We start from the raw sequence: 14,468 nt of genomic DNA, 5'->3' as shown, positions 1-14,468 counted from the left end.
ATAGAGAACCCCGAGTCGCGAGATAGAGAGGCTGCGACGGGGCCGCTAGCGCTGCGGCCTCGTCGCGGCCTCTCTATCTCGCGACTCGGGGTTCTCTATCTCGCGTCCAGGGGTCAGCGGTGGCGCGGCCACGGGAACGGCCCGGGGCCGTCCCAGCCGTCGCCGCCCTTGCCGTGCCCGTTGCCGTTCCCGTTGCCGTTCCCGTTGCCGTTCCCGCGACCGTGGCCGTTCCCGTGACCGTGGCCGTTCCCGTGACCGTGGCCGTTCCCGGGGTGCTCGCCCCGGCCGGTCCTGTAGACCTGGATCGTGGACGGGCGGGGCCCGCGCCACGCGCCGGCGGGGGCCCGCTCGCCCTCGGCGAGGTAGTCCGGGAAGTAGGAGTTCGGCGCGGCGAACGTGCCGTCCTCGCCCGGGTGCTGGACGTTGACGTAGACCATCGCGTCGCGCGAGTCGACGACCGGGCCGCACGTCTCGGCGTCGCGCGGCACGGACAGGAACTGCTCCACACGGCCCCGCTGGCGGCCCGTGAGCGTCACCTTGAACAGGCCGTCGCACTTCTGGATCGTCGACGGCGCGCCGTCCGTGGAGATCCACAGGTTGCCCTCGGCGTCGAACGCGAGGTTGTCGGGGCACGAGATCGGCGAGACCCGGTCGGCGGGGAAGCCGGAGAAGTACGTCGAGTCGTTCACCGACGGGTCGCCCGCGACGAGCAGCAGGTTCCACGTGAACGTCGTGGCGGTCTGGTCGCCGCGGTCCTCGATGATCTCCACGACGTGACCGTCGCGGTTGGTGGTGCGGGGGTTGGGCTCGGTGGCGCCCTCCTTGCCGTCCTTGCCGCGGTCGGTGTTGTTGGTGCACGCCACGTAGATGCGGCCGGTGAGCGGGTTCGGCTCCACGTCCTCCGGGCGGTCCATCTTGGTGGCGCCGACGGCGTCCGCGGCCAGCCGCGTGAAGACGAGCACCTCCTCGGTGGTCATGCCCGGCACCTGCGACTCGCCGTCCTTGACGAGCGGGACCCACTCGCCGGTGCCGTCGAAGCCGCCGTCGGAGGGGACGGCGCCCGAGCCGTCGATCTCCGACGCCGGGGAGTCGCCCCGGAAGCGCGCGACGAACAGGTCGCCCTCGGACAGCAGGGTCTTGTTGTGGCGGCGCGCCCCGCGGCTGCTGCCGTCGCGGAAGCGGTTCTTCGACACGAACTTGTACACGTAGTCGAAGCGCTCGTCGTCGCCCATGTACGCGACGGCGTGGCCGCGGCGGGACAGGATGACGTTGGCGCCCTCGTGCTTGAAGCGACCCATCGCCGTGTGCTTCACGGGCGCCTCGTCGGGCTCGTACGGGTCCACCTCGACGATCCAGCCGAACCGGTGGCTCTCGTACTCGTAGCCCGGGTTGCGGCCGTCGAAACGCGGGTCGTCGAGCTCCCAGCCGTAGCTCGTCGCCGCGTCCTTGAGGCCGTACCGCGCGTCGCGCGGGTCCTTGCCGTTGACGCGGAAGTTCGCGTTGTAGTTCTCCTCCCCGGAGACGACCGTGCCCCACGGCGTCGTACCGCCCGCGCAGTTGTTGAGCGTGCCGCGCACGCGGGTGCCGGTCGGGTCCTCGACCGTCTTCATGAGGTACGAGCCGGCGGCCGGGCCGTCCACGTGGAACTCCGTGTCCACGGTGATGCGGCGGTTGTAGCGGCTGATCCGCGAGTACGTCCACGGCGAGCCCTCGCGGTCGCGACGCACCTCGACCACCGACAGCCCCCAGGCGGCGCGCTCGATCGCGCGGCGCGTGGCGGCATCGTACGAGTCGTCGAACATGATCCCGGCGTTGGTGTACTCGTGGTTGCTCACCAGCAGGCCGCGCGTGCCGCGCTTCGTCGTCCCGCGGGGCCGGACGGCGTCCGGGTCGGCGGGCAGGATGTCGAGGTAGTCGACGTTGTAGCCGAACTGCTTGGCCTGCTGCTCCGGCGTCTGGCGCGCGGCGTCGAACGCGCGACCGCCGGGCAGGATCGGGTCGCCCCAGCGGATGATCGGCGACCACTCGTACCCCTCGGGCACGACGAACGCGTCCACGCCGGCGTCCTGCGGTGCGATGGCGCCGAAGGCGAGGCCCTTGCCGGCACCGTGGCCACGGCCCGCGGCCGTGACGGCGCTCGCTCCGGGCGCGCCCGCCACCTGGGCGCCCACGACGACGGTGGCGGCCGCGGCGGCCAGGCCGCCGAGCATGACGCGGCGGGACAGCGCCCGCGCCGCGACGTCGCGGAAGTACTCGTTGGCGGACTCGTTGGGCGCGGGGTGCGAGCACGCGTCGGCGCACTTGAGCCGGCACGTGACCGGGCTGCGCTTGCCGCGCGCGTAGTGAGGGCTGTGAGGCGCGGCCGCGAGCTCCAGCAGCGGGCGCGACTCGGGGGCGATCGTCATCGGGCACTCCTGAGGGTGAGGCAGTGTCGGGACAGGGGGTGACGTGCCCGAACGTAGGGAGCACCGATGGCGGGCGGCCGTCGTGACACCGACCCTCAGGTGAACAGCAGGTGACCTCGGGGTCGACCTCGGAGTCGGCCTCGGAGTCGGCCTCGCGTCCGACCTCAGCCGAGCGAGGCCACCCACTCCGACGTGCCGTCGTCGAAGCCCTGCTCCTTCCAGATCGGCACCTCGGCCTTGAGCTCCTCGACCAGGTCCGACGCCGCGGTGAACGCCGCCTGCCGGTGCCCCGCCGCCACGGCCGCCACCACCGCGACGTCGCCGATCGTCAGGTCGCCGGTGCGGTGCACGACGGCGACGCGGACGCGGTCCCCCGTCGCCGCGGCCGTGCGGCGCGCGACGCGTTCCGCCACCGTCCGCAGCACCGTCGCCGCGTCCGGGTGCGCCTCGTAGTGCAGGCGCAGGACCCCGCGCCCGCCGTCGTGGTCGCGCACGTAGCCCGAGAACGTCGCCACCGCGCCGCACGCGTCGTCGCGCACCAGCGCCCCGAGCTCCGCGACCAGCGGGTCCAGGGGCGAGTCGACGACGTCGGCGCGCAGCACCACCGCCGACGGCTCCCCCGAGGTCGAGCCGGAGGCGTCCAGGTCGAGCCCTGCGCGCTCGACCTCGGCAGCTGAGGCTCGACCTCGCGGCGTGGGGCCCGCGGGGTGGTCGCCGCCCGCGAGCTGGTCGACGGCGTGCGGCAGCACGTCGGCCAGCGCGTCGAGGCCGTCCGTCACGCCGCCGACGGAGCCGGGCAGGTTGACCACCAGCGTGCGGCCGGCCACCCCGGCGACGCCGCGGGACAGCGCCGCCGCCGGGACGGCCCGCTTCGCGGGGTCGGTCGGCGCGGTCGAGCGCGCACGGACGAGCTCCGCGATCCCCGGCACCTCGCGGTCCAGGACGGCGCGGGTCGCCTCCGGGGTGCGGTCGCGCGGGCCGAGCCCCGTGCCGCCGCTGGTGACGATCAGGTGCGGCACGTCGTCCGGCGCCTCCCCCGCCCCCGGTGCGAGCAGCGCGGCGAGCGCCTCGCGCACCGGCTCGCCGTCGGGCACGACGACGGGCTGCGACGTGCGCCAGCCCCGGGCCGCGAACCACGCGACGGCCGCCGGGCCCGAGCGGTCCTCGTACTCCCCCGCCGCCGCGCGGTCCGAGGCCACGACGACGGCGACGCGCCGCTGTGCGTGAGCGCCGGCGTGGTGCTCGTGCGTGCCGGTCATGCGTCCTCCCGGCCCGACTCGGAGGTGGACGCCGCGCGCGCCCAGTCGCCGGACGTGCCGCCCGACTTCGCCACCACCTGCACGTCGGTGAGCACGGCGGCCTTGTCGACGGCCTTGATCATGTCGTAGAGCGTCAGCCCGGCGACGGTGACCGCGGTGAGCGCCTCCATCTCGACGCCGGTGCGGCCGGTGGTGCGCACGGTGGCGGAGATCCCGACGGTGCCGGACCCGTCGGAGGCGGGCACGACGTCGATCTCCACGCCGGAGATCGGCAGCGGATGGCACAGCGGCACGAGGTCGGGCGTGCGCTTGGCGCCCAGGATCCCGGCGATGCGCGCCGTGGCGATCGCCTCCCCCTTCGGCAGGTCGCCGGACGCGATCCGCTCGACGACGTCCGCGCGCGTGCGCAGCACGCCCGTCGCGGTCGCCTGCCGCTTCGTCACGTCCTTGGCGGAGACGTCGACCATGTGGGCAGCGCCGTCGGCGCGGTAGTGGGTCAGGCCCTGCGTCGGGTCGTTCGGGTCGGTCAACGGAGCTCCTGGTAGTCGACGAGGTCGCCGGCGTCGAGGTGCGCGACGCCGGGCGGCACGTGCACGAGGACGGTCGCGGCGGCGAGGTGGGTCAGCAGGTGCGAGCCGGGTCCGCCGGTCATGCGCACACGGCCGTCGGTGTCGAGCGCGCCCCGCCGCACCTGGTGCAGCGCGGGCGGCGAGTCGAGCGGCTCGGCGAGCGGCGCGCGGCCGGTCGCGCGGCGGGCCGGCGACGCGCCCGTCGCCGCGGCGAGCACCGGGCGCAGGAACAGCTCGAACGACACGTACGCGCTCACCGGGTTGCCGGGGAACGCGACGAGCGGCACGTCCCGCCCGGACCCGAGGGTGACCGTGCCGAGGCCCTGCGGCCCGCCCGGCTGGACGGCGACGTGCCCGAACCAGGCGTCCGTGAGGGTCTGTCGCACCACCTCGTACGCCCCGGCGGACACGCCGCCGGTCGTGACGACGAGGGCGACGTCGCCCGCCGCGTCGGCGAGCACCCGGAGCAGCGCGTCGGGCCGGTCCGGCGCGACGCGGGTCGTGACCCGGGCACCTGCCTGCCCGAGCGCCGCGGTGAGCGCGGCGCCGTTGGCGTCGTGCACCTGCGCCGGGCCGAGCGGCACCCCAGCAGGGGCGAGCTCCGAGCCCGTCGACACGAGCAGCACGTGCGGCGGGGCCGCGACCTCGACGGTCGTGACGCCCGCGGCGACGAGCGCCCCGAGCTGCGGGCCTCCGAGCGGCGTCCCGGCGGGGACCAGCACGTCGCCGGCCGCGACGTCGGAGCCCGCCGTCCGCACGAACGTGCCCCGCGTGACGGGAACGGCGAACCGGACCTCCGCGGACGTGGCCGGGTCCGGGAAGCGCGGCGGGTCAGCGTCCTCGATCCTGACGACGGCGTCGGCCCCGGCGGGCACGGGCGCACCCGTCATCACGGGGGCCGCGGTGCCCGGCTCCAGCGTCGGCGGCTGGGTCCCGGCGGGGACGGGCGCGACGACGGGCAGCACCACCGGGTCGCCGACGGACGCGCCGGCGAGGTCCGCGGAACGCACCGCGTAGCCGTCCATCTGGGAGTTGTCGAAGCCGGGCAGCGCGGCGGCGGCCGTCGCGTCGCGCGCCAGCACGCGGGGCGACAGCCCGGCGCCGGCGCCCACCTGCGTCAGCAGGGTCGCGACGTCGATCCGCGCGGACGCCCGCCCGCGCGCCGCCGCCAGGGCGGGCTCGACCGCCTCGGCCACCGCGGCCGCGTGGTCGGCCACCGACCGTCGCCGCGTCACGTCGTCATGCACGGGCGTCAGCCTATGTCCCCCGCCGCCCACGGTCCCCGGCGGGAGCCGCACCCGCAGCGTTCCCCGCAGATGCGGGGCTATGCTGCTGCCCGTGCCGCACATGCGAGTTTCGGAAGCGTCCGTGTACCTCGGCGTCAGCGACGACACGGTGCGCCGCTGGATCGACCGCGGGCTGCTCGGGTCCACGACGGACGCGTCGGGCCGCAAGGTCGTCGACGGGTACGAGGTGGCGATGGTGGCGCGCGAGCACGCGACCGTCCCAGCCCTGCCCGGCGGGATGAAGAGCTCGGCGCGCAACCGCTTCGTCGGGCTCGTCACGGACATCCAGAGCGACCCGGTCATGTCGCAGGTGGAGCTGCAGTGCGGCCCGTTCCGCGTGGTGTCGCTCATGAGCAGCGAGGCCGTGCGCGACCTCGGTCTCGAGCGCGGCTCCGTGGCGGTGGCGGTCATCAAGTCGACGACGGTCGTGATCGAGGCAGAGGACAAGGGTGTCGCATGAGGAAGCACATCGCCGCCGGGGCCGCGGCGCTCGCAGTGACGGCGCTGGCGGGCTGCGGCGCGCCGGCGTCGGGCGACGACGGCGGCACGACGACGCTCACCGTCTTCGCGGCGGCCTCGCTGAAAGGCTCGTTCGAGGACCTCGCCGAGCAGTTCGAGGCGGCGCACGACGGCGTGGACGTCCAGCTCAGCTTCGCGGGGTCGTCCGACCTGGTGGCGCAGATCCAGCAGGGCGCGCCCGCCGACGTCTTCGCCTCCGCGGACACGGCGAACATGGACAAGCTCGTCGGAGACGACCTGGTGACCGACCCGCGGGACTTCGCCACCAACACGCTGGAGATCGCCGTCCCGCCGGGCAACCCGGCCGGCGTCGAGTCCCTCCAGGACCTCGCCTCCCCGGACGTGAAGCTCCTGCTGTGCGCGCCCGAGGTGCCGTGCGGGGCCGCGTCCGCGAAGGTCGCCGACGCCGCGGGCCTCGACCTCCGGCCCGTGAGCGAGGAGCAGAGCGTGACCGACGTCCTCGGCAAGGTGATCGCGGGCGAGGCGGACGCCGGGCTCGTGTACGTCACGGACGTCGCCGCCGCGGGCGACGACGTCGAGGGCGTCGAGCTCCCCGAGGCGTCCGAGGCCGTCAACACGTATCCGATCGCGCCCGTCGCCGACGCCGAGCAGGCGGAGCTCGCGCAGGAGTTCGTCGACCTCGTCCTGTCGGACGACGGCCGGCGGACCCTCGCCGGGTTCGGCTTCGCGGCCCCGTAGGCGTCCCGTGCGGGTGTCGCCAGGCTCGACCACCGGGGGGACCGCCGTCGGCCTGCCGCGATGGGCGTTCGTGCCCGCCGCGGTGGGCGGGCTGTTCGTGCTGCTGCCGCTGGTCGCGATGGCGACGCGGGTCGACTGGTCGAGCTACTGGTCGCTGATCACCAGCGAGTCGGCGCGGGCGGCGCTGCTGCTGAGCCTGCAGACGTCGGCCGCGAGCACGGTCGCGTGCCTCGTGCTCGGCGTCCCGATGGCGCTCGTGCTGGCGCGGTGCCGCTTCCCCGGCATCGACCTGCTGCGCTCGCTGGTCATGGTGCCGCTGGTGCTGCCGCCCGTGGTGGGCGGCATCGCGCTGCTCTACACGTTCGGCCGCCGCGGCCTGCTCGGCGAGACGCTGGAGGTGGCGGGCGTGCAGATCGCGTTCTCGACGACGGCGGTGGTGCTGGCGCAGACGTTCGTCGCGCTGCCGTTCCTCGTGACGAGCCTCGAGGGCGCGCTGCGCACGGCGGGCGCACGCTACGAGGCGGTCGCGGCGTCGCTCGGCGCGCGCCCGACGACGGTGCTGCGCCGCGTGACCCTCCCCCTCGTGTGGCCGGGCCTGCTGTCCGGGGCGGTGCTGTCGTTCGCCCGCGCCCTCGGCGAGTTCGGCGCCACCATCACGTTCGCCGGCAGCCTGCAGGGCGTCACCCGCACCCTGCCGCTGGAGATCTACCTGCAGCGCGAGACCGACCCCGACGCCGCCGTCGCGCTGTCCCTCCTGCTCGTCGTGGTCGCCGTCCTCGTCATCGCCGCCACGCGGCGCGACCGGAGCCCGCTGTGACGCTGACGTTCGCCGCCACGCTGCCCGCCCGCGGCTTCGACGTCGAGCTCGACGTCCCCGAGGGCCGCACCATCGCCCTGCTCGGCCCCAACGGGGCGGGCAAGTCGACGGCGCTCGGCCTCACGGCGGGCACGCTGCGCCCGCACGACGGCGAGATCGCGCTCGACGGCCGCCCCCTCGTGCGCGCCGCCGGCGGCCGCGTCCGCACCTGGGTGCCGCCGCACGACCGGCACGTCGCGCTGCTCGCGCAGGAGCCGCTGCTCTTCCCGCACCTGTCCGTGCGCCAGAACGTGGCGTTCGGGCCGCGGTCCCAGGGCGCCCGACGGCGCACGGCCGCCGCGGCGGCAGACCGGCGGCTCGAGCAGGTCGGGCTCGCGCACCTGGCGGACCGTGCGCCGTCGACCCTGTCGGGCGGGCAGGCGCAGCGCATCGCCGTCGCGCGGGCGCTCGCGGCCGAGCCGCGGCTGCTGCTGCTCGACGAGCCCATGGCCGCGCTCGACGTCGACGTCACGCCCGAGCTGCGCCAGACCCTCCGGCACCTGCTCGAGGGGCAGACGGCCGTGATCACCACCCACGACGTCCTCGACGCGCTGCTGCTCGCCGACGAGGTGGCCGTGGTCGAGGGCGGGCGCGTCGTCGAACGCGGCCCGACCGCCCAGGTGCTGAGCCGGCCGCGCAGCGCGTTCGCGGCGAAGATCGCCGGGCTCAACCTCCTGGCCGGGTCGTGGACCGGCGACGGCGTGCGCACCCCCGCGGGCGAGGTGGTGCACGGCCGCACCCCGGCCGACGGGATCGCCGCGGGCACACCCACGACCGCCGTCTTCCGACCCGCCGCCGTCGCCGTGTACCTCGACGAGCGGCACGGCTCCCCGCGCAACACGTTCCGCGCCACGGTGCGGTCCCTCGAGCCGCGCGGCGACCTGGTGCGCGTGCGCACCGACCGCCTCGCCGCCGACGTCACGCCCCAGTCCGCCGCCGAGCTCGCCCTCGTGCCCGGCGCGCCGGTGTGGCTGTCGGTCAAGGCCGCGGAGGTCGACGTCTACCCGGCGTGACCCTCGGTGGCCGTCCAGTGCGCGTCGTCGTGCGCGAGCTCCAGCCGGTAGCCGCGCTTGACGACGGTCTTGACCAGCTCGCGTCGGCCGGTGGCGTCGCGCAGGCGGGCGACGGCGACCTCGACGGCGTGCGGGTCGCGGGAGCTGCCGGGCAGCACGTCGAGCACGCGCTCGCGCGGCACGACGTCGCCTCCGGCGGCGGCGAGCAGCCGCAGCACCTCGACGCCGGTCGGCGACAGGGGCAGCACCTGCTGGTCCAGGACGGCGACGCGCGCCCGGATGACGAGCGGCCCGGCGACGGTGGCGAGGGCCACCGATTCCAGGTGCTCGTAGTGCCCGACGATCGACCGCACGAGCGCGCCGAGCCGGCCGCGCTCGGGCTGCAGGGTCGGGATGCCGCGCGACTCCAGCGGGCGCGCGGTGACGGGCCCGACGGCGGCGGCGACCATCGACCCGTCGACGAACCGCGCCACGACCGCGTCCCGCAGGCCCTGGGTCTCGACCGCGCGCAGCCACGCCTCGGCGCCGGGCGCGGACGTGAAGGCGACGGCGTCGATCTCGCCCGCCGCGGCGGCGCGCACGGAGTCCTCGACGGCGGCCGGGTCGGGCGGCGGTCCCCATCGGTACACGACCAGCGCGGACACCCGGGCGCCGGCCTTCTCGAACACGGCATCCAGCCCGTCGGCGCCCGCCCCGTGGTGCTGGATGGCGACGTGCAGCCCGCCCACGCCCTCGCTGAGCAGCACCTCGGCGACCTCGGCCGACGTCTCCGACTCCGCGACCCAGTCGGCCTGCAGCCCCGCGGCCTGGATGGCGCCGCGCGCCTTGGGGCCGCGCGCGACGATCCGCGACCGGCCCAGGACGGCGAGCAGGTCGTCGGCGAGCCCGTGCGCGTCGGCGGCCTCGATCCACGCGCGGAACCCGACGCCGGTGGTCCCGACGACGACGTCCGGCGGGTCGGCGACGAGGGCGCGCGTCGCCGCGATCAGGGCGTCGTCGTCCACGTGCGGGATCATGCTCAGCGCCGGAGCGTGCCGGACCGAGGCGCCGCGGCGCTCCAGGGCGGCGGCCAGCTCGCCCGAGCGGCGGTCGGCCGTGACCAGCACCGTGCAGCCCGCCATCACCTGGCCCAGCGCCGGCCGGGGGCCCGGCGCGGTATCAGCCACCGACCTGCCCTGCGGCTCCTCCTGCGTCACGCGCGACCTCCAGCAGCTCCTCGTGGGCCACGTCGCCGATCACGACCACGGCCGGCGCGCGGACCCCGACCTCCTCGGCACGCTTGGCGGCCAGGTCGAGGGCGACGCGCGTGACCCGCTGGTCGGGCAGCGAACCTCGTTCCACGATAGCGACGGGCGTCCCCGGCGCGGCGCCCGCGTCCAGCAGGCGGGCGACGATCCCGGGCAGGGCGGCCACGCCCATGAGCACGACCAGCGTCGCCGCCCGCGAGGTCACGCACGCGACGGAGACGTCGTCGAGCACGTCGCCGCCCGCCGCGCCGTCGCGGGTGTGGCCCGTGACGACGTGGAACGCCGTCGTCGTGCCGCGGTGCGTCAGCGGCACCCCGGCCAGCGCGGGCGCGGCGAGCGCGGACGAGACCCCGGGCACCACCTCGACCGGTACCCCGGCGGCACGGCAGGCCGCGACCTCCTCACCGCCGCGGCCGAAGACGAACGGGTCGCCGCCCTTGAGGCGCACCACGCGCTCGCCGGCGAGCGCGCGCGCCACGATCAACGCGTCGATCTCCTCCTGCGGCAACGTGTGCCGGCCCGGCGTCTTGCCGACATCGACGACCTCGACGCCGGGGCCCAGGTCGTCGAGGACCTCGCGCGGCACCAGCCGGTCGGTGACGACGACGTCGGCCGTGGTCAGCGCGCGCCACGCGCGGTACGTGAGCAGGTCTGCGGCGCCCGGACCGGCGCCGACCAGGGTGACGCGGCCTGGGGCCGCGTCCCGCGTCGTCATCCGATCCCCACGTGCACGACGCCGCCGGACACGACGACCGGGTACGACGCGAGGTCCCCCGCCAGCCCCGCGCGGGGCTCCTTGCCCGCCGCGTCGAGGCAGCGACCCGTGTGCAGCTCGAAGACCTGCTTGTACACCGGGGACGCCACGGTAGGCGTGCCGCCGCGGGTGCCGACGATGCCGCGCGACATGACGTTCGCGCCCGAGTACGGGTCCAGCTGCTGCACGGCGCAGACCGTGCCGTCGAGCAGGCGGAACAGCGCCACCTGCAGCTCCTCGCCGTCCGAGCCGGTCACCAGGGCGGCGGCGCCGCGCTCGGGGGCCAGCGCGCCCAGCGGGCAGACGGCGGTCCAGCCGGGGCCGTCGACGAGGGTCGTGGCGGTGGGGCTCGGGGTCAGGGCGGTCATGCGCGCACCTCCAGGGTGGGGCCGGCGACGAGGACGGGGCTGGTGAGGGCGGAGACGAGATCGGGGTCGGCGGTGCCGGAGGCGACCTCGTCCGCGGTGGCCGGGCGCTTCTGCCCGCGCTCGGGCACGTACGCGAGCGCCGGGTCGGGCGTGGTCGGGGCGTTGACGAAGGAGCCGAACCGGGCCAGCTTCTCCGGGTCGTCGAGCACGGCCTTCCACTCGTCCTCGTACCCCTCCACGTGCTGCGCCATCGCGGCGTCGAGATCCGCGCCGATGCCGAGGGAGTCCTCGATCACCACCTGGCGGATCGCCTCGAGCCCGCCCTCGTACTCCTCCACCCACGGCGCGGTGCGCTGCAGCCGGTCGGCGGTGCGGATGTACAGCATGAGGAAGCGGTCGACGGTGCGCAGCAGCTCGGCGGACGAGAGGTTCTCGGCGAGGAGCTGCGCGTGCTTCGGCGTCTGGCCGCCGTTGCCGCCCACGTAGACGTTCCACCCCTGGTCGGTGGCGATGACCCCGACGTCCTTGCCGCGGGCCTCCGCGCACTCGCGGGCGCAGCCGGAGACGCCGAGCTTGAGCTTGTGCGGGGAGCGCAGGCCGCGGTAGCGCAGCTCGAGCTCGACGGCCATGCCCACGGAGTCCTGCACCCCGTACCGGCACCAGGTGGACCCGACGCACGACTTCACGGTGCGCAGCGACTTGCCGTACGCGTGCCCGGACTCGAAGCCGGCGTCCACGAGCCGCCGCCAGATCTCCGGGAGCTGCTCGACGCGGGCGCCGAACATGTCGATCCGCTGCCCGCCGGTGATCTTCGTGTAGAGGCCGAAGTCCTTCGCGACCTGCCCCACGACGATCAGCCCCTCCGGCGTCACCTCGCCGCCCGGCATGCGCGGGACGACCGAGTACGTCCCGTCCTTCTGCATGTTGGCGAGCATGTGGTCGTTGGTGTCCTGCAGGGTGGCCTGCTCGCCCGCGAGGATGTGCCCGTTGCCGAGGCTGGCCAGGATCGAGGCCACGGTCGGCTTGCAGATGTCGCAGCCACGGCCGGCGTCGCTCGCGCCGTCGGGCACCCGCCCGAACCGGGCGATGATCTCGCTGAACGTGTGCAGGTCGGCCACGCGCACGGCGTCGAAGAGCTGGGCGCGGGAGAGCTCGAAGTGCTCGCACAGCGCGTTGCTCACCTCGACGCCGGCCTTGGCCAGCTCCGTCTTCGTCAGCTTGGTGACCAGCGGCAGGCAGGCGCCGCACGTGGTCCCGGCCCGCGTGCACGCCTTGACGCCGGCGACGTCGGTGCAGTCGTGCTCCGTCACCGCACCGCGGATCGTGCCCGCCGAGACGTTGTTGCAGGAGCAGACGTTCGCGTCGTCGGGCAGCTCGAGCGTGGGCGCGCCGCCCGCGCCCTCGGGGAGCAGGAACGCCGACGGGTCTCCCGGCAGCTCCGCGCCGAGCATCGGGCGCAGCGACGCGTACGGCCCGGCGTCGCCGACGAAGACGCCGCCCAGCAGGGTGCGCGCGTCGTCGGCCATCACGAGCTTGCTGTAGACGCCGCGCAGCGGGTCGGCCCACACGATCTCGACCGACTTCTCGGTGCGGCCGTGCGCGTCGCCGAAGCTCGCGACGTCGACGCCCGAGAGCTTGAGCTTGGTCGCCGTGTCCGCGCCGGGGAACGTGGCCTCGCCCCCGAGCAGCCGGTCGGCCACGACCTCCGCCATCGTGTTGCCCGGTGCCACCAGGCCGAGGCAGCGGCCCTCGATGCAGGCGACCTCGCCGATCGCCCAGACGTGCGCGTCGGCCGTGCGGCAGGTGAGGTCGACGACGGCACCGCCGCGCTCGCCGACCTCCAGGCCTGCCGCGCGGGCGAGCTCGTCGCGGGGCCGCACGCCCGTGGCCATCACGACGACGTCCACGTCGAGCCGGCCGCCGTCGGCGAAGTCCATGCGGCCCACGTGCCCGGTACGGCGGTGCGGGCGGATCGCCTTGGTCGCGGTGTCGGTGCGGACCGAGATGCCCTTGTCGTTGATGAGCCGCTTGAGCGCGTGCCCGCCGCCCAGGTCGATCTGCACGTCCATGAGGTGCGTGCCGAACTGGATCACCGTGGCCTGCGCGCCGAGCGCCTTGAGCGCGCCCGCGGCCTCCAGCCCCAGCAGGCCGCCGCCGACGACCGCGCCGCGCACCGGCCGCTCGACCACGCCGCCCCGCGTCTCGACGCGCCCCGCCTCGCGCTTGGACTCGACCCAGCCGCGCAGCGCCGCGACGTCGTCGATGGTGCGGTACACGAAGACGCCGGGCAGGTCGTTGCCGTCGATGGGCGGCATCGCGGCGCTCGAGCCCGTCGCGAGCACCAGCTCGTCGTAGGCGTGCACGCGGCCGAGGCGGTCGGTCACGGTCTGCGCGGCACGGTCGATCGACGCGACGGCGCAGTCCCGGTGCAGGTCGACCAGCGGGTCGTCCCACAGCGCCGGGTCGCCGAGCGTGAGCTCCTCGGCGTCGCGCACCTCGAAGTAGCGCGTGAGCCCGACCCGGTCGTACGGCTTGCGCGGCTCCTCCGCGAAGACGGTCACGCGCCAGGCGCCGGCGTCGTCGCGCGCCCGCAGCGCCTCGACGAAGCGCTGCGCGACCATGCCGCCGCCCACGACGACGACGTGCCGCGGGTCCGGCCGGGTGCTGGGGGGCGTGCCCTGCGTCTCGTTCATGGCGCTGACGCTAGGAAGCCGCCGTGTCGCGGCCGTCAGGCCACGGTTACCTCACGGGAACATCTGCCTCACGCGCGAAACATGCCGCGCGAGAGAACCGTCCTGTCCCTGTCGAGCACGGGATCTGTATCGCCATGGGACCTCATCGCGGTACAGATCCCGTGCTCGAAGGTCACATCCCGCGGACGGTCTCCAGCGGGCCCTCGTCGGGCGTCGGGACCTCGAAGCCGTCGTGGTACGCCGCCGCGACCTCGGGGGTCAGGACGACGTCGTGCGGGTGCGCGGCGGCCCGGGCGGCGACGCGCGCGAGGGCGACGTCGCGCGGCGTGTCGACGTGGACGACCACCGTGTCCGCGCCGTGCGTCGCGCCGAGCGCCCGGTACTCCTCCCGGGACGCGCGGGACCAGAACGACGAGTCGACGACGACGTCGCGCCCCTCCTCGAGGAGCGTCGCGACCCGGGACCGCAGCGCGTCCGCCACCCGGCGGGCCGCGCCGGCGGGCAGCGGGTGCACCGCCGGGTGCCCGGCCGCCCACGCGAGCTCGTCGACGGACGCGACCGCGAAGCCGTCGGCCGCGTAGCGGCGGGCGTGCGTGGACTTGCCCGCGCCGGCGGGGCCGCACAGCAGGACGAGGTTCGGCACGGTCGTGACGCTACCCTCGCCGGCCATGCCGAGGACGATGCCGACGACGCAGCTCGATCGGCGCACGACGACGAACCCGCTGGTCCGCTCCGTCGGCCGCTGGCTCGGCCGGCTCAACGACCGGAATCCGTGGAACCACAACGACCGCGTCCACGGC

General features: G+C 75.4%; 13 protein-coding genes. 4 read left to right on the top strand and 9 right to left on the bottom strand.

The features are described 5' to 3' along the window. Window positions 1–113 precede the first annotated feature (113 nt). The 4 genes from ACH443_RS18280 to glp all read right to left on the bottom strand — a co-directional run bounded on the left by ACH443_RS18280 (window position 114) and on the right by glp (window position 5,480). The gene (locus ACH443_RS18280) at window positions 114–2,405 is read right to left on the bottom strand and encodes a PhoX family protein (RefSeq protein ID WP_430591106.1); all 2,292 of its coding nucleotides are present in this window, start codon (window positions 2,403–2,405) and stop codon (window positions 114–116) included. 164 nt (window positions 2,406–2,569) lie between these two features. Continuing rightward, window positions 2,570–3,664, bottom strand: coding sequence for a molybdenum cofactor biosynthesis protein MoaE (locus ACH443_RS18275; protein ID WP_430591105.1), 1,095 nt, complete (start codon window positions 3,662–3,664; stop codon window positions 2,570–2,572). Continuing rightward, the gene (moaC, locus tag ACH443_RS18270) at window positions 3,661–4,194 is read right to left on the bottom strand and encodes a cyclic pyranopterin monophosphate synthase MoaC (RefSeq protein WP_429766887.1); all 534 of its coding nucleotides are present in this window, start codon (window positions 4,192–4,194) and stop codon (window positions 3,661–3,663) included. The genes ACH443_RS18275 and moaC overlap by 4 nt, the downstream gene beginning before the upstream one ends. Continuing rightward, entirely contained in the window at window positions 4,191–5,480 is a 1,290-nt protein-coding gene (gene glp / locus ACH443_RS18265; protein WP_430591104.1) for a gephyrin-like molybdotransferase Glp, read from the bottom strand. Before glp ends, moaC begins: the two co-directional genes overlap by 4 nt. A 91-nt stretch (window positions 5,481–5,571) precedes the next feature. On the opposite strand from glp, the gene ACH443_RS18260 reads away from it, so the two are divergent. The 4 genes from ACH443_RS18260 to ACH443_RS18245 are packed head-to-tail and all read left to right on the top strand — an operon-like array spanning window position 5,572 to window position 8,606. Beyond that, complete coding sequence (locus ACH443_RS18260) at window positions 5,572–5,979, top strand: TOBE domain-containing protein (RefSeq protein ID WP_429767122.1); 408 nt, start codon at window positions 5,572–5,574, stop codon at window positions 5,977–5,979. Further along, on the top strand, window positions 5,976–6,737 hold the full coding sequence (modA, locus tag ACH443_RS18255; protein ID WP_430591103.1) for a molybdate ABC transporter substrate-binding protein: 762 nt from the start codon (window positions 5,976–5,978) through the stop codon (window positions 6,735–6,737). The genes ACH443_RS18260 and modA overlap by 4 nt, the downstream gene beginning before the upstream one ends. Window positions 6,738–6,744: 7 nt before the next feature. After that, the gene (locus ACH443_RS18250; RefSeq protein WP_429766892.1) at window positions 6,745–7,554 is read left to right on the top strand and encodes an ABC transporter permease; all 810 of its coding nucleotides are present in this window, start codon (window positions 6,745–6,747) and stop codon (window positions 7,552–7,554) included. After that, complete coding sequence (locus ACH443_RS18245; RefSeq protein ID WP_430591102.1) at window positions 7,551–8,606, top strand: sulfate/molybdate ABC transporter ATP-binding protein; 1,056 nt, start codon at window positions 7,551–7,553, stop codon at window positions 8,604–8,606. Before ACH443_RS18250 ends, ACH443_RS18245 begins: the two co-directional genes overlap by 4 nt. Here ACH443_RS18245 and ACH443_RS18240 read toward each other — a convergent pair. The 5 genes from ACH443_RS18240 to ACH443_RS18220 form a co-directional block, all read right to left on the bottom strand. Then, window positions 8,594–9,727 carry a uroporphyrinogen-III synthase gene (locus ACH443_RS18240; protein ID WP_430591122.1) on the bottom strand — a complete coding sequence of 378 codons (1,134 nt, stop codon included), beginning with the start codon at window positions 9,725–9,727 and terminating at the stop codon, window positions 8,594–8,596. The genes ACH443_RS18245 and ACH443_RS18240 overlap by 13 nt on opposite strands. A gap of 37 nt (window positions 9,728–9,764) precedes the next feature. Then, window positions 9,765–10,568: a uroporphyrinogen-III C-methyltransferase gene (gene cobA, locus ACH443_RS18235; protein ID WP_430557008.1), complete on the bottom strand. Its 804-nt coding sequence runs from the start codon at window positions 10,566–10,568 to the stop codon at window positions 9,765–9,767. Further along, window positions 10,565–10,975: a nitrite reductase (NAD(P)H) small subunit gene (locus ACH443_RS18230; RefSeq protein ID WP_429766898.1), complete on the bottom strand. Its 411-nt coding sequence runs from the start codon at window positions 10,973–10,975 to the stop codon at window positions 10,565–10,567. Before ACH443_RS18230 ends, cobA begins: the two co-directional genes overlap by 4 nt. Continuing rightward, the gene (gene nirB, locus ACH443_RS18225; RefSeq protein ID WP_430557007.1) at window positions 10,972–13,668 is read right to left on the bottom strand and encodes a nitrite reductase large subunit NirB; all 2,697 of its coding nucleotides are present in this window, start codon (window positions 13,666–13,668) and stop codon (window positions 10,972–10,974) included. Before nirB ends, ACH443_RS18230 begins: the two co-directional genes overlap by 4 nt. Before the next feature lie 172 nt (window positions 13,669–13,840). Beyond that, on the bottom strand, window positions 13,841–14,428 hold the full coding sequence (locus ACH443_RS18220; RefSeq protein ID WP_430591101.1) for an AAA family ATPase: 588 nt from the start codon (window positions 14,426–14,428) through the stop codon (window positions 13,841–13,843). Between the last annotated feature and the right edge of the window lie 40 nt (window positions 14,429–14,468).

Source organism: Isoptericola sp. NPDC019571, assembly GCF_044389385.1.
Classification (GTDB): Bacteria; Actinomycetota; Actinomycetes; order Actinomycetales; family Cellulomonadaceae; genus Isoptericola; species Isoptericola nanjingensis.
Note: the sequence above shows the minus strand (reverse complement) of the source record. Positions and strands in the feature narration are given on the sequence as shown.

Bases quoted from the DNA above. Each gene is read 5' to 3' on its own strand.
- ACH443_RS18280 (WP_430591106.1), bottom strand. From the start codon at position 2,405: ATGACGATCGCCCCCGAGTCGCGCCCGCTGCTGGAGCTCGCGGCCGCG.
- ACH443_RS18275 (WP_430591105.1), bottom strand. From the start codon at position 3,664: ATGACCGGCACGCACGAGCACCACGCCGGCGCTCACGCACAGCGGCGC.
- modA (WP_430591103.1), top strand. From the start codon at position 5,976: ATGAGGAAGCACATCGCCGCCGGGGCCGCGGCGCTCGCAGTGACGGCG.
- ACH443_RS18240 (WP_430591122.1), bottom strand. From the start codon at position 9,727: ATGGCGGGCTGCACGGTGCTGGTCACGGCCGACCGCCGCTCGGGCGAG.
- cobA (WP_430557008.1), bottom strand. From the start codon at position 10,568: ATGACGACGCGGGACGCGGCCCCAGGCCGCGTCACCCTGGTCGGCGCC.
- ACH443_RS18230 (WP_429766898.1), bottom strand. From the start codon at position 10,975: ATGACCGCCCTGACCCCGAGCCCCACCGCCACGACCCTCGTCGACGGC.
- nirB (WP_430557007.1), bottom strand. From the start codon at position 13,668: ATGAACGAGACGCAGGGCACGCCCCCCAGCACCCGGCCGGACCCGCGG.